Source organism: Enterobacter sp. PTB (assembly GCF_051130085.1).
Taxonomy (GTDB): domain Bacteria; phylum Pseudomonadota; class Gammaproteobacteria; order Enterobacterales; family Enterobacteriaceae; genus Enterobacter; species Enterobacter ludwigii.
Window position 1 is genome coordinate 72978 of the sequence record NZ_JBDKEE010000007.1, and the last position, 17477, is coordinate 90454.

17 protein-coding genes are annotated in these 17477 nt (G+C 56.1%); 10 read left to right on the forward strand and 7 right to left on the reverse strand.

Annotated elements, in window-relative coordinates; translation table 11 throughout:
• Positions 1-246: 246 nt before the first annotated feature.
• From lldP to trmL, 5 genes are all read left to right on the forward strand, one after another.
• Positions 247-1902: an L-lactate permease gene (gene lldP / locus AAIR21_RS10905; protein WP_181239912.1), complete on the forward strand. Its 1656-nt coding sequence runs from the start codon at positions 247-249 to the stop codon at positions 1900-1902.
• Positions 1899-2672, forward strand: a complete 774-nt coding sequence (gene lldR / locus AAIR21_RS10910; RefSeq protein ID WP_014168084.1) for a transcriptional regulator LldR — start codon at positions 1899-1901, stop codon at positions 2670-2672. The genes lldP and lldR overlap by 4 nt, the downstream gene beginning before the upstream one ends.
• A complete protein-coding gene (gene lldD / locus AAIR21_RS10915; RefSeq protein WP_014168083.1) occupies positions 2669-3856 on the forward strand; it encodes an FMN-dependent L-lactate dehydrogenase LldD in 1188 nt (395 codons plus the stop codon). The genes lldR and lldD overlap by 4 nt, the downstream gene beginning before the upstream one ends.
• 183 nt (positions 3857-4039) lie before the next feature.
• The gene (locus AAIR21_RS10920; RefSeq protein WP_025206448.1) at positions 4040-5380 is read left to right on the forward strand and encodes an MFS transporter; all 1341 of its coding nucleotides are present in this window, start codon (positions 4040-4042) and stop codon (positions 5378-5380) included.
• Positions 5381-5425: 45 nt separating this feature from the next.
• Positions 5426-5899 carry a tRNA (uridine(34)/cytosine(34)/5-carboxymethylaminomethyluridine(34)-2'-O)-methyltransferase TrmL gene (gene trmL / locus AAIR21_RS10925; protein ID WP_014168081.1) on the forward strand — a complete coding sequence of 158 codons (474 nt, stop codon included), beginning with the start codon at positions 5426-5428 and terminating at the stop codon, positions 5897-5899.
• Here the strand turns inward: trmL and cysE are convergent.
• The 5 genes from cysE to AAIR21_RS10950 form a co-directional block, all read right to left on the reverse strand.
• Positions 5896-6717 carry a serine O-acetyltransferase gene (cysE, locus tag AAIR21_RS10930; protein WP_008502718.1) on the reverse strand — a complete coding sequence of 274 codons (822 nt, stop codon included), beginning with the start codon at positions 6715-6717 and terminating at the stop codon, positions 5896-5898. The two genes, trmL and cysE, sit on opposite strands and share 4 nt — an antisense overlap.
• A gap of 78 nt (positions 6718-6795) precedes the next feature.
• Complete coding sequence (gpsA, locus tag AAIR21_RS10935; protein ID WP_014168080.1) at positions 6796-7815, reverse strand: NAD(P)H-dependent glycerol-3-phosphate dehydrogenase; 1020 nt, start codon at positions 7813-7815, stop codon at positions 6796-6798.
• On the reverse strand, positions 7815-8282 hold the full coding sequence (gene secB / locus AAIR21_RS10940) for a protein-export chaperone SecB (RefSeq protein ID WP_014168079.1): 468 nt from the start codon (positions 8280-8282) through the stop codon (positions 7815-7817). Before secB ends, gpsA begins: the two co-directional genes overlap by 1 nt.
• A gap of 32 nt (positions 8283-8314) precedes the next feature.
• Positions 8315-8566, reverse strand: coding sequence for a glutaredoxin 3 (gene grxC / locus AAIR21_RS10945; protein ID WP_014168078.1), 252 nt, complete (start codon positions 8564-8566; stop codon positions 8315-8317).
• 11 nt (positions 8567-8577) lie between these two features.
• Positions 8578-9009: a rhodanese-like domain-containing protein gene (locus AAIR21_RS10950; RefSeq protein WP_014168077.1), complete on the reverse strand. Its 432-nt coding sequence runs from the start codon at positions 9007-9009 to the stop codon at positions 8578-8580.
• A 246-nt stretch (positions 9010-9255) separates the two neighbouring features.
• On the opposite strand from AAIR21_RS10950, the gene gpmM reads away from it, so the two are divergent.
• From gpmM to AAIR21_RS10975, 5 genes are read left to right on the forward strand one after another with little or no spacing between them, the layout of a single operon-like run.
• Positions 9256-10800 carry a 2,3-bisphosphoglycerate-independent phosphoglycerate mutase gene (gpmM, locus tag AAIR21_RS10955; RefSeq protein WP_063214986.1) on the forward strand — a complete coding sequence of 515 codons (1545 nt, stop codon included), beginning with the start codon at positions 9256-9258 and terminating at the stop codon, positions 10798-10800.
• Positions 10801-10833: 33 nt separating this feature from the next.
• Positions 10834-12093, forward strand: coding sequence for a murein hydrolase activator EnvC (envC, locus tag AAIR21_RS10960; protein ID WP_025206449.1), 1260 nt, complete (start codon positions 10834-10836; stop codon positions 12091-12093).
• A gap of 3 nt (positions 12094-12096) precedes the next feature.
• A complete protein-coding gene (locus AAIR21_RS10965) occupies positions 12097-13050 on the forward strand; it encodes a divergent polysaccharide deacetylase family protein (protein WP_014168074.1) in 954 nt (317 codons plus the stop codon).
• 9 nt (positions 13051-13059) lie between these two features.
• Positions 13060-14265 carry a glycosyltransferase gene (locus AAIR21_RS10970; protein ID WP_183516854.1) on the forward strand — a complete coding sequence of 402 codons (1206 nt, stop codon included), beginning with the start codon at positions 13060-13062 and terminating at the stop codon, positions 14263-14265.
• 15 nt (positions 14266-14280) lie between these two features.
• On the forward strand, positions 14281-15195 hold the full coding sequence (locus AAIR21_RS10975; RefSeq protein WP_020882674.1) for a hypothetical protein: 915 nt from the start codon (positions 14281-14283) through the stop codon (positions 15193-15195).
• Between the two features lie 31 nt (positions 15196-15226).
• Here AAIR21_RS10975 and tdh read toward each other — a convergent pair whose 3' ends face one another.
• Complete coding sequence (gene tdh, locus AAIR21_RS10980; protein ID WP_020882675.1) at positions 15227-16252, reverse strand: L-threonine 3-dehydrogenase; 1026 nt, start codon at positions 16250-16252, stop codon at positions 15227-15229.
• Positions 16253-16261: 9 nt separating this feature from the next.
• Positions 16262-17458 (reverse strand): glycine C-acetyltransferase, encoded by a 1197-nt coding sequence (gene kbl, locus AAIR21_RS10985; protein ID WP_020882676.1) that lies wholly within the window; start codon positions 17456-17458, stop codon positions 16262-16264.
• Between the last annotated feature and the right edge of the window lie 19 nt (positions 17459-17477).

Below are 17477 nucleotides of genomic sequence, written 5' to 3' on the forward strand. Positions count from 1 at the left end.
CACACCGCGTCGCCCCCCTCACCGCTTAAAATTGGCCCAACCAATCTCCCGGTAATCACTTTCCTGGTTCACAATTCCACTAATTCCCCTCACAAAATCATTGCCGACTCATAACAACTGGTTAACCATTTATTGTCATTCACCCTACAACACAATATTGGAAGGACCACTTTTACACAGTTTGTGACGCAGAGATGAGCGGAGACTCACCCGCTACGCAGACTGTCTGGTCCTCAGGAGACCTGCATGAGCCTCTGGCAACAAAACTACGATCCGGCTGGCAATATCTGGCTGTCGAGCCTGATCGCATCGCTTCCGATCCTGTTCTTCTTCTTTGCGCTGATTAAGCTCAAGCTGAAGGGATACCTGGCCGCGACGTACACCGTTGCCATTGCGCTAATGGTGGCACTGTTCTTCTATAAAATGCCGGTCGATCGCGCGCTGGCCTCCGTCGTCTATGGTTTCTTCTACGGCCTGTGGCCGATTGCGTGGATCATCATCGCGGCGGTCTTTGTCTACAAAATCTCGGTGAAAACCGGGCAGTTCGACATTATCCGCTCATCGATACTTTCCATTACTCCGGACCAGCGTCTGCAGATGCTGATTGTCGGTTTCTCCTTCGGGGCTTTTCTGGAAGGGGCGGCCGGGTTTGGCGCACCGGTTGCCATCACCGCGGCGCTGTTAGTCGGGCTGGGGTTCAACCCGCTTTACGCTGCAGGTCTTTGTCTGATCGTTAACACCGCGCCGGTGGCGTTTGGTGCGATGGGGATCCCGATTCTGGTCGCCGGGCAGGTCACCGGTCTGGACAGCTTTGAAATTGGCCAGATGGTTGGCCGTCAGCTGCCGTTCCTGACCATCATCGTGCTGTTCTGGATCATGGCGATTATGGATGGCTGGCGCGGCGTGAAAGAGACATGGCCTGCGGTGGTCGTCGCTGGCGGCTCGTTTGCCATTGCCCAGTATCTCAGCTCGAATTTCCTCGGCCCCGAATTGCCGGACATTATCTCTTCACTGGTGTCGCTGGTCTGCCTGACGCTGTTCCTGAAACGCTGGCAGCCGGTACGCATCTTCCGTTTCGCCGATATGGGTGCTTCACACGTCGATCAAACCCTGGCACGTACCGGTTATACCGCGGGACAAATCATTCGCGCATGGTCTCCGTTCCTGTTCCTGACCGCCACGGTTACGCTCTGGAGTATTCCACCGTTTAAGGCCCTGTTCGCACCTGGCGGCGCACTGTATGAGATGGTCATTAACATCTCCGTGCCGTTCCTCGACAAGATGGTCGCCCGCATGCCGCCCGTGGTGCACGCCGCCACGCCGTATGCCGCGGTGTATAAATTTGACTGGTTCTCAGCAACCGGCACCGCAATCCTGTTTGCCGCTATCCTGTCTGTGGTGTGGTTACGCATGAAGCCAGCGGCTGCAGTACAGACTTTTGCGGCTACCATTAAGGAGCTGATGCTGCCGATCTACTCCATCGGCATGGTGCTGGCGTTCGCGTTTATCTCGAACTATTCCGGCCTGTCATCGACACTGGCGCTTGCGCTGGCGCATACCGGCCACGCCTTCACGTTCTTCTCGCCGTTCCTCGGCTGGCTGGGGGTGTTCCTGACCGGTTCAGATACCTCATCTAACGCCCTGTTTGCGGCCCTGCAGGCGACGGCAGCCCAGCAGATTGGCGTGTCGGACATCCTTCTGGTGGCCGCCAATACTACCGGCGGCGTGACCGGCAAGATGATCTCACCGCAATCCATCGCCATTGCCTGTGCGGCGGTGGGACTGGTCGGTAAAGAGTCGGACCTGTTCCGCTTTACCGTGAAACACAGCCTGATATTCACCTGTATGGTCGGGATGATCACGACCCTGCAGGCCTATGTCTTAACCTGGATGATCCCATGATAGTCATGCCCAGACGCCTGTCCGACGAGATTGCCTCTCGCGTACGGGCGCTGATTGAAGAACAACAGCTGGAAGCGGGCATGAAATTGCCCGCCGAGCGCCAGCTCGCCGCCCAACTCGGTGTATCTCGTAACTCACTGCGTGAGGCGCTGGCGACGCTGGTCAGCGAAGGGGTACTGGTAAGCCGTCGGGGCGGCGGCACCTTTGTCCGCTGGCAGCACGATGACTGGTCCGAGCAAAACATCGTGCAGCCGCTTAAAACGTTGATGGAAAACGACCCGGACTACAGCTTCGACATCATTGAAGCGCGGCACGCCATCGAAACCAGTACCGCCTGGCATGCGGCCATGCGGGCCACTGAAGCCGACAAAGAGAAGCTCAAAGCCTGCTTTGACGCCACCCAAAGCAGCGACCCGGACATCGCCTCGCAGGCGGACGTGCGGTTTCATCTGGCGATTGCCGAAGCGTCGCACAACGTCGTTCTGCTCCAGACCATGCGTGGTTTCTTCGATCTGCTGCAATCCTCCGTGAAGCAGAGCCGCCAGCGTATGTATCTGGTCCCGCCGGTATTTGCCCAACTGACCGAACAGCACGAGGCGGTACTCAACGCCATTCTGGCCGGGGATGCTGAAGCCGCGCGCAAAGCGATGATGGCGCATCTGGGGTTCGTGCACACCACCATTAAACGATTCGATGAAGATCAGGCCCGACAGGCGCGTATTACCCGTCTGCCTGGCGACAGTGATATTTCCAGGGAGAACAAAGCATGATTATTTCAGCAGCCAGTGACTATCGCGCCGCAGCGCAGCGCATTTTGCCGCCGTTCCTGTTCCACTATATCGACGGTGGGGCTTATGCCGAATACACCCTGCGCCGCAACGTGGAAGATCTGTCGGAAGTGGCGCTGCGCCAGCGCGTGCTGAAAGATATGTCTGAGCTGAGCCTTGAGACAACGCTGTTTAACGAAACGCTTTCCATGCCGGTGGCCCTTGCGCCAGTCGGTTTGTGCGGCATGTACGCCCGCCGGGGTGAAGTCCAGGCGGCAGGGGCAGCGGATGCCAAAGGTATTCCGTTTACCCTCTCCACCGTCTCCGTCTGCCCGATTGAAGAAGTGGCCCCGACCCTCCAGCGTCCGATGTGGTTCCAGCTGTACGTCCTGCGCGATCGCGGCTTTATGCGCAACGCGCTGGAGCGTGCCAAAGCCGCGGGCTGTTCAACGCTGGTCTTTACCGTTGATATGCCGACGCCTGGCGCCCGTTACCGTGATGCCCACTCCGGGATGAGCGGCCCAAATGCTGCCCTGCGTCGCTACTGGCAGGCAGTAACGCACCCGCAATGGGCCTGGGATGTCGGTGTGAATGGTCGCCCGCACGATCTGGGGAATATCTCGGCCTATCTCGGTAAACCCACCGGGCTGGAAGATTACATCGGCTGGCTGGCGAATAATTTCGATCCGTCCATCTCGTGGAAAGACCTGGAGTGGATCCGCGAATTCTGGGACGGCCCGATGGTGATCAAAGGGATCCTCGACCCGGAAGATGCCCGCGATGCCGTGCGCTTTGGCGCTGACGGTATTGTGGTCTCTAACCACGGCGGACGTCAGCTTGACGGGGTACTCTCTTCCGCACGCGCACTGCCGGCGATTGCCGATGCGGTGAAAGGTGATATCGCTATCCTCGCCGACAGCGGTATCCGCAACGGGCTTGACGTGGTGCGTATGATTGCCCTTGGCGCAGACAGCGTATTGCTCGGACGCGCATATCTTTATGCACTGGCTACGGCTGGTCAGGCAGGGGTGGCGAATCTGCTCAACCTGATCGAAAAAGAGATGAAAGTGGCGATGACGTTGACCGGCGCAAAAACGATTCGCGAAATCAGCAAGGACTCCCTGGTGCAGGAGTTGGGTAAATTACCCGCCGCACTGGCACCGCTTGCCCAGGGTGACGCAGCCTGACGCCCGTCTGATACCCCTTCCCCCTCTCCTCGCGTCCGAACTCCCCTCGGGCGCTTTTTTTTGTCAAAAATAACATCCAGGTAACATATTGGATAAGAAAATTTGACATATCTGTGCCGCACGCAATTGTATAGACAAGCAAATACAAGAACACAAAAACACCATCACATCAGAGGGGAGCGTATGAGATATTCAGGTCAGGTGGATATTCAGCAGGTGATCGACGACAGTCCCTTTTCCGGATTTCACTGGGTGCTCATCGTGCTGGGCTTTTTGGTGCTGGCGATCGATGGTTTCGATACCGCAGCAATGGGCTACATTGCGCCCACGCTGTCGGCAGAATGGGGCATACACAAACAGGATCTGGGACCGGTACTGAGCGCAGCACTGCTCGGGCTGTCGCTGGGAGCGCTGGTCGCAGGCCCGGTATCGGACCGGATAGGCCGCAAGCGCGTACTGGTCTTTTCTTGTCTGTTCTTCGGCCTTTCAAGCCTGGGGACGGCCTGGGCACAAAGCCTTAACACCCTGACGCTATGGCGGTTTCTGACAGGCCTGGGGCTGGGTGCCGCCATGCCGAACGCCATCACCCTCATCTCAGAGTTTGCCCCTCAGCGCTGTCGCGCCATGGCGATTAATACCATGTACTGCGGCTTCCCGCTGGGCGCGGCCGGCGGTGGGGCGATATCGTCCTGGCTTATCCCGCATCATGGCTGGCGAAGCGTACTGCTGACCGGCGCGATAGCACCGCTGATATTAACGCTGCTGCTGATGCTGTTTTTACCGGAATCGGTGAAATACCTGGTGCAGCGCGGGAAAGACATGATGCAGATCCGCCGTATCGCCAGCCGTTTCGCCCGCACGACCCTCGATGGCGTCACTGGTTTCTTCCTCGCAGAGGATCGGGTCGCCGCCAAAAAAGGGAGCGTAGCACAGCTGTTTTCACAGCCCTGGCTGCCTGGCACCCTGATGCTATGGGTAACCTATTTTATGGGGCTGGTGATTTATTACGTTCTGCTTAGCTGGATGCCGACACTGATGCTGGGGATGGGCTATCCACTCGCGGAATCCGCATGGCTTACCTCGCTGTTCACCTTCGGCGGTACCGCAGGCATCCTTCTCGCGGGCTGGATGATGGATCGCTGGGAGGCACACAAAGTGGTCGCAGGTGGCTTTGTCCTGACCATGCTGCTCATTCTGGCGCTCGGCATTGAACATAATCATATCGCTCTGTTTGGCGGCTTGATTTTCCTGATGGGGATCGCGATGAACGGCGCGCAATCGGGAATGCAGACGCTGGCAGCCACCTTTTATCCTACCGAGTGTCGCGCAACGGGCATTGCCTGGATGCAGGGCATTGGCCGCTTTGGTGGCGTGGCGGGCACCATGACCAGCGCGCAGCTTCTCTCCATGCAGTGGCAGGCAGACAGTATTTTGATGATCCTTAGCCTGCCCGCCCTGCTGGCGGCCGCGGCAACCTTCTACAAAATGCTGCGTTGCCGCTCGCAGGATCTCGGCGTCGCATAAGCGGCCCGGTTTCTGCTATTCTGCCCCCGCAATTAAGGGGGCAGCATGCTTAACATCGTTTTATTCGAACCAGAAATTCCGCCGAATACCGGCAATATTATCCGCCTGTGCGCCAACACCGGTTTTCGTCTGCATATCATCGAGCCGATGGGTTTTACGTGGGACGACAAACGTCTGCGCCGCGCGGGGCTGGATTATCATGAATTTACGGCCGTGGTTCGCCATCATGATTACGCCGCGTTTCTGGAAAGCGAAAACCCGCAGCGCATGTTCGCCCTGACCACCAAAGGTACGCCGGCACATAGCGCCGTGCGCTATCAGGACGGTGATTATCTGATGTTTGGCCCGGAAACGCGCGGCCTGCCGGCCACCATTCTTGATGCCCTGCCCGCTGAGCAGAAGATTCGTATTCCGATGATGCCGGACAGCCGCAGCATGAACCTGTCAAATGCGGTGTCGGTGGTGGTGTATGAAGCATGGCGCCAGCTGGGATACCCGGGCGCCATTCTCAGAAGTTAAATACCGTCACCATACTCAAACGTATGGTGAATACCGTTGAAGTGCTGATCCATATCCATCGACGGTTTGTCGCTGTCTGGTTTACCGACAATACGTGCCGGTACGCCAGCGGCGGTCGTGTGCGGCGGAACAGGCTGCAGAACAACCGAACCGGCGCCAATCTTCGCACCACGACCCACTTCGATGTTGCCGAGGATCTTGGCGCCCGCGCCAATCATCACCCCTTCACGGATTTTCGGATGGCGATCGCCGCTGGTTTTACCGGTACCGCCTAACGTGACCGACTGCAGAATCGAAACGTCATCTTCAATCACCGCGGTTTCACCGACGACAATGCCGGTGGCGTGGTCAAGCATGATCCCGCGGCCTATTTTCGCGGCCGGGTGAATATCCACCTGGAAGGTCACGGAAACCTGGTTTTGCAGGAAGATAGCCAGCGCGCGGCGGCCTTCATTCCACAGCCAGTGGCCGATGCGATACGCCTGCAAGGCATGAAAGCCCTTCAGATACAGCAACGGCGTAGAGTATTTGTCCACCGCCGGGTCACGCGTGCGCACGGCCTGGATATCACAGGCAGCAGAAGCGATCATTTCAGGGTCAGCGGCATAGGCCTCTTCTACCACTTCACGAATGGCGATGGCGGGCATAATCGAGGAAGCCAGTTTATTGGCGAGCATATAGCTCAGGGCGCTGCCGAGGTTTTCGTGCTTGAGTAGCGTCGCATGATAGAAACTGGCCAGCATTGGCTCGCAGTCAGCCAAAGCCCGGGCTTCAGCTTTAATATTGTTCCAGACGATATCCAGTTCTTCACACGGCATTGCTTACTCCAGACGACATGTTAATGACCGGCCAGTTCTGTGCTGGCCGGGTCATAGTGCTAACAAGAATCCCTGCGACTAGTTACTGCTGCGCTCATCCTTGCGCGAACGACCTAATAAGGTCAATGCTGCCTCGCGCGCATTTTTTCCGCAATACAATACCTGATAAATTTCCTCGGTTATTGGCATTTCGACACCAAAACGGTGCGCCAATTCGCGAACTTCTTTGGTATTGCGATAGCCTTCAACCACCTGACCAATCTTCTCCTGCGCGCCTTTCACATCCATGCCCTCACCGAGCATCATGCCAAAGCGGCGGTTACGGGACTGGTTGTCGGTACAGGTCAGCACCAGATCGCCCAGGCCCGCCATGCCCATGAAGGTGGTCGGATCGGCACCCAGTGCTGCGCCAAGGCGGGACATCTCGGTTAAGCCGCGCGTAATCAGTGCGGTACGTGCGTTGGCACCAAAGCCAATCCCGTCGGACATTCCGGCGCCGATCGCAATCACGTTCTTCACCGCACCGCCCAGCTGTACACCGATAAAATCGGGGTTGCTGTAAACGCGGAAGCTTTTACCGCAGTGCAGCAGATGTTGAAGATCGTCGGAGAAGGCCTGATCGGTTGATGCCAGCGAGATCGCCGTCGGCAGGCCAGCGGCCAGCTCTTTAGCAAACGTCGGCCCCGAGATAACCGCCAGCGGGATGTCATCACCCAGCGCTTCGCGGGCGACATCCTGCAACAGGCGTCCGGTTTCGGCTTCCAGCCCTTTGGTGGCCCATACAATGCGCGCATCAGGACGCATCAGCGGCTTGATCTGGCGCAGCACTTCGCCAAACACATGGCTCGGCACCACAATCAGAATGTTGCGGCTGGCCGCCAGCGCGGTCGCAAGGTCACTTTCAAGGTGCAGGGAGTCTGGGAACGGAACGTCCGGGAGGAACGCCACGTTGCAACGGTCGCGTTGCAGCGTCGCGATATGTTTTGGGTCGTGGCCCCAGAGAACCACTTCGTGACCATTTCTTGCCAGCGTGATGGCAAGAGCGGTGCCGTATGAGCCGGCACCGATCACAGTCATTGACGCATTAAGAGTGCTCATCAGGCATCCTGATGTTGTTCAGTACCTTCGCCAGCTTGCTGCTGCAGATAGTTCATGAACAGCGCATCAAAGTTAACTGGCGCAAGGTTCAGTTGCGGGAATGTACCGCGAGAAACCAGGCTGGTGATGCATTCGCGAGCATACGGGAACAGAATGTTCGGGCAGTATGCACCCAGGCAGTGCGCCATCTGGTTGCCTTCGATGCCGCCGATGGAGAAGATGCCGCCCTGCTGAACTTCACACAGGAATGCAGTCTCTTCGCCCAGAGAGGCAGTAACAGTCACACGCAGTACGACTTCATACACGTCATCCGCCAGTTGGGTAGATGCGGTATCAAGATCAAGTTTAACCTCTGGCTGCCAATCTTTCTGGAAAACGTGTGGCGCATTTGGCGCTTCGAAAGAGACATCCTTGGTGTAGATACGCTGGATCTGGAAAGTCATTTCGGTGTTGTTTTGTTCTGACATGGAAAAACCCTTTTTAATTGTCCTAAAGTCTCTTAGCTCAGCAGCGGATCGAGTCCACCACGGGCATCGAGCGCATACAAGTCATCACAGCCGCCAATGTGCTGCGCATCAATAAAAATCTGCGGAACCGTCGTACGACCACTACGTTGGATCATCTCTTCGCGTTTAATCGCGTCACCGTCAATCGGCAGTTCTTTGAACGCTACGCCTTTGCTGTTCAGAAGCGCTTTTGCACGGTGGCAGAACGGGCACGTTGCTTTGGTGTAGATCTCGATATTGGCCATTACTGAACTCCTTATTTACCGCGAACCAAAGGAAGATTTTCCCCGCTCCAGCCGGAAATACCTTCTTTCAGAACCGTTACGTTTTCGAAGCCTGCTTTATGCAGCGCGCTGGCAGATTCCTGCGCCTGCATACCGGTCGCGTCAACAACGATAATCGGCTGGGCTTTATGTTTCTCAAGCTCGCCAACGTTGTTCGCTTTGATTTCAGCAGGTAACAGGTTGATAGCGCCAGCAATGTGACCTTTACGGAAATCGTCACGCTGACGCAGATCGACCACGACGGCATCTTCTTTGTTAATCAGACGCGTCGCTTCACCACGGGTGATAACCTTAATCTTAGACGTCAGGCCTTTAAATGTGGTGAACAGCACAGCAGCCAGCAGGCCAATCCACGCGATGCTCAGAACCGGATGGCGGCTAACGAATTGCATAATTTCTTGCATGGAGGGTAACTACTCCGACTTAGTGATTAAAAAAACCAGGACAGGAGTATACCTGTGCGTTGTGGCAAATACAGCCAGCGACCATAACCTAATCCATTTTCTGAGGCCTGCCACCTAAAAAATTGCCTCAAAAGCGTCCGCTAAGCACCTTGCCCCTGCGCTTTCTTTGATCTTCTGCGGCTATTTGATCGATTCAGCTGTAGTAAAATTACGCAAATTTTGACTCTTGAGCATGAGGTTGTCGCAATGTCGGTTTCTAAAAAACCTATGGTACTGGTGATTCTGGATGGCTATGGCTACCGTGAAGATCAACAGGATAACGCCATTTTCAACGCCAAAACGCCGGTGATGGACGCGCTGTGGGCAAAACGTCCCCACACCCTGATTGATGCGTCCGGGCTGGAAGTGGGTCTGCCAGATCGTCAGATGGGCAACTCCGAAGTTGGCCACGTAAACCTGGGTGCAGGTCGTATCGTGTATCAGGACCTGACGCGTCTGGACGTTGAAATCAAAGAACGTACCTTCTTCAACAACCCAGTACTTTGCGGCGCGGTGGACAGAGCCGTGGCGGCCGGTAAAGCAGTTCATATCATGGGTCTGCTCTCCGCCGGTGGCGTACACAGCCACGAAGATCACATCATGGCGATGGTTGAACTGGCGGCTGAGCGCGGCGCAGAAAAAATCTATCTGCACGCTTTCCTGGACGGTCGTGATACGCCACCACGCAGCGCAAAAGGTTCACTGGCCTCCTTCGAAAACAAATTCGCCGCGCTTGGCAAAGGACGTGTGGCCTCTATCATCGGGCGCTACTACGCAATGGACCGCGACAACCGTTGGGATCGCGTTGAACAGGCCTATGACCTGATGACGCTGGCAAAAGGTGAATTCCAGTTCGCGACCGCGGTGGAAGGTCTGGAAGCCGCTTACGCGCGTGATGAAAACGATGAATTCGTGAAAGCAACCGTCATTCGTGCTGAAGGTCAGGCTGATGCCGCCATGGAAGACGGCGACGCGCTGATCTTCATGAACTTCCGTGCTGACCGCGCGCGTGAAATCACCCGTGCGTTCGTGAACAGTGATTTCGACGGTTTCACCCGTAAGAAAGTGGTGAAGATCGACTTTATTCAGCTGACCGAATACGCCGCTGACATCAATGCGCCATGCGCTTATCCACCCGCTTCACTGGCCAATACCTTCGGCGAGTGGATGGCGAAGAACGACAAGACACAGCTGCGTATCTCCGAAACCGAGAAATATGCCCACGTCACCTTCTTCTTTAACGGCGGTGTTGAAGAGCCGTTCAAAGGCGAAGATCGCATTCTGATTAATTCACCCAAAGTGGCTACCTATGATCTGCAGCCAGAAATGAGCTCTGCCGAGCTGACTGAAAAACTGGTTGCGGCAATCGAAAGCGGCAAATACGACACCATCATCTGTAACTACCCGAACGGCGACATGGTGGGTCATACCGGCGTGATGGAAGCCGCCGTAAAAGCGGTTGAAGCGCTGGATCACTGTGTTGACCAGGTCGCGAAAGCGGTTGAATCCGTTGGTGGCCAGCTGCTCATCACCGCTGACCACGGTAACGCAGAACAGATGCGCGACCCGGCAACCGGCCAGGCGCACACCGCTCACACCAACCTGCCTGTTCCGCTGATTTATGTGGGTGATAAATCACTGAAAGCAGTGGAAGGCGGCAAGCTTTCCGACATCGCGCCAACCATGTTGTCGCTGATGGGCATGGAGATCCCTGAAGAGATGACTGGTAAGCCGCTGTTCATCGTGGAATAATCGCTCCCCATGAGGGGAAAGGCGATTTTTTCAATCACATGGGTCGTGAAGCCGCTTAGGTTATCAGTCAGACCTCTGCTTTGCGCCAGCGCACTCAGCGCTGGCGTATTGCTGTGCGCCGCATCCGCCCACGCGGATGACCGTGACCAGCTGAAATCCATTCAGGCCGATATCGCCGCGAAAGAGCGTGCGGTACGCCAGCAACAACAGCAACGCTCTGCTCTGCTCGCTCAGCTTAAGCAGCAGGAAGAAGCCATCTCCGCTGCCGCACGTAAATTACGTGAAACGCAAAACACCCTCGCCCAGTTGAATAAACAGATCGACGAAATGAACGCGTCGATTGCCAAACTGGAACGCCAGCGTGATGCCCAGGAACGCAACCTTGCCGCACAGCTTGATGCTGCTTTTCGTCAGGGTGAGCATACGGGCCTTCAGTTGATCCTCAGCGGTGAAGAGAGCCAGCGCGGTCAGCGTCTGCAGGCCTACTTTGGTTATCTGAACCAGGCGCGTCAGGAGACTATCGCGCAGCTGAAACAGACGCGCGAAGAGGTCACCACGCAAAAAGCCGAGCTCGAAGAGAAGCAGAGCCAGCAACAGACGCTGCTCTACGAACAGCAGGCGCAACAAGCGAAGCTCGAGCAGGCCCGCAACGAGCGCAAGAAAACCCTTTCCGGTCTCGAGTCCTCTATTCAGCAAGGCCAAAGCCAGCTGAGCGAAATGCGCGCCAACGAATCGAAACTGCGTAACAGTATCGCCCGCGCGGAAGCGGCGGCGAAAGCGCGCGCCGAAAAAGAGGCCCGCGAAGCGCAGGCCGTACGCGACAAGCAGCAGGAAGCCTCACGCAAAGGTACGACCTACAAGCCAAGCGAAAGCGAACGCTCCCTGATGTCACGTACCGGCGGTTTAGGCTCCCCTCGTGGTCAGGCTTACTGGCCCGTACGCGGTACAATTCTGCATCGCTATGGCGAACAGCTGCAGGGTGAACTACGTTGGAAAGGGATAGTTATCGGTGCGTCTGAAGGTAGCGAAGTAAAAGCCATCGCCGATGGCCGTGTGATTCTGGCCGACTGGCTGCAGGGTTACGGGCTTGTGGTAGTGGTGGAGCACGGTAAAGGCGATATGAGCCTTTACGGCTACAACCAGAGCGCACTGGTCAGCGTTGGTACTCAGGTGCGCGCCGGCCAACCCATCGCCCTCGTGGGCAGCAGTGGCGGTCAGGGCCGCCCGTCACTCTATTTCGAAATTCGTCGCCAGGGTCAGGCGGTCAATCCACAGCCGTGGTTGGGAAGATAAGTTTTGCTTCAATTTCGTCGAATTGTTCTCTCCTTCGCCAGTGCACTGGCGCTGGCAGCACCGGTCTACGCTGGCAAACTCGCGATAGTGATTGATGACTTCGGTTATCGTCCGCACACCGAGAATCAGGTACTGGCGATGCCGGCCGCCATCTCTGTCGCCGTCCTCCCGAATGCGCCGCACGCGCGTGAAATGGCGATCAAAGCGCATAACAGCGGCCATCAGGTTCTCATCCATCTGCCGATGGCACCGCTCAGCAAGCAGCCGCTGGAAAAAGATACTTTGCGCCCTGATATGAGCAGCGATGAGATCGATCGCATCATTCGCGATGCTTACAATAAAGTGCCGTACGCCGTCGGGCTGAACAACCATATGGGCAGCGCGATGACCTCCAGCCTGTACGGGATGCTCAAAGTGATGCAGTCGCTGGAGCGCTATAACCTCTATTTCCTCGACAGCATGACCATCGGCAACAGCCAGGCGATGCGTGCCGCGCAGGGTACAGGCGTGAAGGTAATAAAGCGCAAGGTGTTCCTCGATGACACCCAGAACGACGCGGATATCCGCGGACAGTTCAATCGCGCCGTACAGCTAGCCCGACGCAATGGCTCGGCTATTGCTATCGGCCATCCGCACCCGTCTACCGTTCGCGTTCTGCAGCAGATGCTGCCGACATTGCCCTCTGATATTACGCTGGTTCGTCCAGGCGATCTGCTGAATGAGCCACAGGTTGATACGTCGCGTCCTGGCAATGCACAGCCACCGGTAACGCAGCCGCGCAATCCATTCAGGGGTGTGACGCTGTGTAAAACGAAACGCCCGCCGGAACCCGTCTACGCGACGCGGTTCTTTGCCGTGCTTAGTGAGAGCGTGAGCCAGAGTACACTGGTGCAATATTTCCAGCACCAGTGGCAGGGCTGGAATATTACCCGGCAACAGACTGTGAGAGGCGATTAAGGTAGAACGATGCTGCAACGACACAAAATACTGCTCCTCGATACCGGCAAAGAGTGGGGCGGTGGCACCAACAGCATGCTCGAACTTCTGAAGCGGATTGACCGCGAGAAGTTTGATATCACCTGCTGTTTTTACAGTGATTACAGCCGTGCCGAAGGGCAAACGATCGGCCAGGTGCTGGACAGTATCGGCATTCCCTTAATTGTGATCCCTCAGCCACGGCAGCCCGTATGGGCGAAACTTGCGAAAGAGCTGGGCCGCAGTCTCCTTTTCTTCTCGCGCCGGGGGCGTAAGGCCTTTACGCGCCATATCGATACGCTCTGGCGTATTCGGCCCAATGTTCGCAGAATTGCAACGCTGCTCAGTGAAGGCGGATTCGATACGCTGTATATGAACAATCAGCCTGGCTCAAATGAAGAAGGGTATTTAGCTGGTGCAAAACAGCATGTGCGGTTAATTCAGCACTGCCGCATCGAACCTGTCATGACGCCGCCGCTGGTCAGGCTGGTTAATGACCATGCCACAAAAATCATTGCGGTCTCCCACGGCGTTGAGCGTGTTTTACTTCAGAATGGGGTTCGCCCTGAGCTCTGCACAACCGTAAACAATGCAATCGACATCCACCAGCCCCTGCCAGACCGACGTGCAATGCGCCAGCGGCTGAACATTGATGACGATACTTTCGTTTTCGGTAGCGTGGGGTCACTGATCCCCCGCAAAGCAAACCATCATACTCTGGAGGCGCTGGCGCAGTTCAGTCAGAAGAACCCTGACGCAAAATGGAAGATGGTGTTAGTCGGTGAAGGTGGCGAACGCGACGCATTAATTGCTCAGGCCACCGCATTGGGTATTGAGAAGCAGGTCATCTTCACGGGATTCCAGAATACCCCCTTTGATTACCTTGCGACATTTGACGCTTTTATTTTAGCCTCACAGAGCGAAGGATTACCTCGCGTCGTGCTGGAAGCCATGTTGCTTAATATCCCTGTCATTGGCTCGCAGGTGACCGGGACAGCGGAATTAATTGACCCAGGGTCGACGGGACTCTTGTTCCCCTGGGGCGACGTTTCACAGCTTGCCGCGCATCTTGAAAGCATCTGGAAAGATGCCGATCTGCGCGCACGCCTGGCTTTGGCTGCCCGTCAGAATGTCTGCCGAACCTATGCCATTGAACAGTATGTTAGCGGCGTCGAAGCGGTACTTGGCGCAAAATAATCACACGAGATGAACATGTTTAAATTCCTTAACGCTCGCTATCGTCATATTACCGGACGACATAACATTCCGTACCGTTCCCTGCCGGTAACGGGCAATCTTGTTGCCGTTGACTCCATCGTCATTCCTTGCACCGGCGCTGATTTTGTTGAAGAGGCGTTACTGTCGGCAACTTTTGCTGAGCGTTATGCCACCGGCGTCAGCGAGATCGTGATTGTCAGCGATCAGCCAGAATCTGCTTTCGGGGTGCTTCCCCCTAAAACTCGCGTAGTGACACTCACGCTTCCTAAACGAGAAGAGAGTTACCGCTACAAGCAGATCTATCTTAGCCGTCTGGTGAAGCTCAATGCGCCGCTACAGGCCCGGGGTGAAGGCGTTTTGATGATCGACTCCGATCTCAATCTGCTCAAAATGCCTGAGATCAACATGGCCGATATGCATATCTACTCCAGCTTCCGTCAGGGTAAGATGATCGCCAAACTCGATGGCGCTCCCGCGGAGAAAGTGCCCGCCTATTACAAAGAGACGGTGCGCCCTTATCTTGTCGATCACGTGAACGGCGCTTTCCTCGCAGCAACCCAAAAGACGTGGCGACGCATTTGCCCGCTGTGGTTGACCCTGTTCCAGGATACCTGGGAGCTAATGGAAGATAATCAGCCCCCAACCGATCAGCTTCCGCTCGCCGCACTTCTGGATATGCTGGATGTGAAAACGGTCAATCTGGGTGACTGGATGAACTGGCCGGTCTCTAAGAAAATTGGCGGACAAGAGGCTGTGGTACCGAAAGAGGTCATTGGTGCACACGGCGGTTTCCCGCTATCCGAATGGCAGAAGTATCTTGAGTCACCAGACAATAAGCTGCAGTTCAAAGGTCAGGATTACACGCGAAAGGTGCGTTACCTGACAGACGAAGAGAAGAAGAATCAGTAAAAAAAGGGGCCTGAGGCCCCTTTTTTTATGACTAATCCCAGCTCAGGATAACCTTCCCGGACTGGCCAGAGCGCATCGCGTCAAAGCCTTCCTGGAACTCATCGATGGAGAAGCGATGGGTGATAATCGGAGACAGGTCCAGACCAGACTGGATCAGTGCCGCCATCTTGTACCAGGTTTCGAACATCTCGCGGCCGTAGATACCTTTGATGAACAGCCCCTTGAAGATAACCTTGTTCCAGTCGATAGACATATCAGACGGTGGAATGCCCAGCATCGCAATACGTCCGCCGTGGTTCATGGTGTCCAGCATGGTGCGAAACGCCGGTGGTGCGCCGGACATCTCAAGACCCACGTCAAAACCTTCGGTCATGCCCAGCTCTTCCATCACGTCGCTCAGGCTCTCTTTAGAGACATCCACCGCGCGGGTCACACCCATTTTGCGCGCCAGAGACAGGCGATACTCGTTCACATCGGTAATCACCACATTGCGGGCACCAACGTGCTTCGCCACCGCGGCAGCCATAATCCCGATGGGACCCGCGCCGGAAACCAGCACATCTTCGCCGACCAGGTCGAAAGAGAGCGCCGTGTGTACCGCGTTGCCGAAGGGATCAAAGATAGAGGCCAGATCGTCAGAAATGTTATCCGGGATTTTGAACGCGTTAAACGCCGGGATCACCAGGTATTCTGCGAAGCAGCCCGGACGGTTCACGCCCACGCCGATTGTGTTGCGGCACAGGTGCGTGCGTCCACCGCGGCAGTTACGGCAGTGACCACAGGTAATATGACCTTCACCCGAGACGCGGTCGCCAATGTTGAAGCCTTTTACTTCCTGACCCATGCCCACCACTTCGCCGACATATTCGTGGCCCACGACCATCGGTACCGGAATGGTTTTCTGCGACCACTGGTCCCAGTTGTAGATATGAACGTCAGTGCCGCAAATGGCGGTTTTACGAATTTTGATCAGCAGATCGTTATGACCGACTTCCGGCTCCGGCACGTCGGTCATCCAAATCCCTTCTTCCGCTTTCAGTTTGGATAACGCTTTCATCACACGTCCTCAGGCAATTACGCCCAGCTGTTTGCCGATGCGGGTAAAGGCTTCCACCGCACGTTCAATTTGTTCAGGCGAATGCGCCGCAGACATCTGGGTGCGGATACGCGCCTGGCCTTTTGGTACCACCGGGAAGAAGAACCCGGTAACGTAAATTCCTTCTTTCTGCAGCTCACGGGCAAAATTCTGCGCCACAACCGCATCGCCCAGCATCACCGGGATAATGGCGTGATCGGCACCGGCGAGCGTAAACCCTGCGGCACCCATTTTTTCACGGAACAGGCGGGCGTTTGACCACAGACGGTCGCGCAGCTCAGCGCCAGACTCCACCATTTCCAGGACTTTAATGGATGCGGCAACGATCGCCGGCGCCAGCGAGTTGGAGAACAGGTACGGACGGGAACGCTGGCGCAGCCACTCAACCACCTCTTTACGCGCAGCAGTATAACCCCCTGACGCGCCGCCGAGCGCTTTACCCAGCGTACCGGTGATAATGTCCACGCGACCCATTACGTCACAGTATTCGTGAGATCCACGGCCGTTCTCACCAACAAAACCGACGGCGTGTGAATCATCAACCATCACCAGCGCATCGTATTTGTCTGCCAGGTCGCACACGCCCTTCAGGTTGGCAATCACGCCATCCATAGAGAACACGCCGTCGGTGGCGATCAGCACATGGCGGGCACCTGCTTCACGCGCTTCTTTCAGGCGCGCTTCCAGTTCAACCATGTCGTTGTTGGCGTAGCGGAAGCGCTTCGCTTTACACAGGCGCACACCGTCAATGATAGAAGCGTGGTTCAGGGCGTCGGAGATAATGGCATCTTCTGCGCCGAGCAGCGTCTCAAACAGACCACCGTTGGCGTCGAAGCACGAGGAGTACAGGATCGCATCTTCCATCCCCAGGAAGTCCGCCAGCTTTTTCTCAAGCTGCTTATGGCTGTCCTGCGTACCGCAGATAAAGCGTACGGAGGCCATACCGAAACCGTGGGTGTCCATGCCTTGTTTTGCCGCGGCAATCAGCTCAGGGTGATTCGCAAGACCTAAGTAGTTGTTCGCACAAAAGTTGATCACATGGCTGCCATCGGCAACGGTGATGTCCGCCTGCTGAGCAGACGTGATAATACGCTCTTCTTTGAACAACCCTTCCGCACGTGCGGTGTCGAGGTCGCTGTTTAACTGTTTGTAAAAATCACCACGCATTGCAATTCTCCAGACTCGG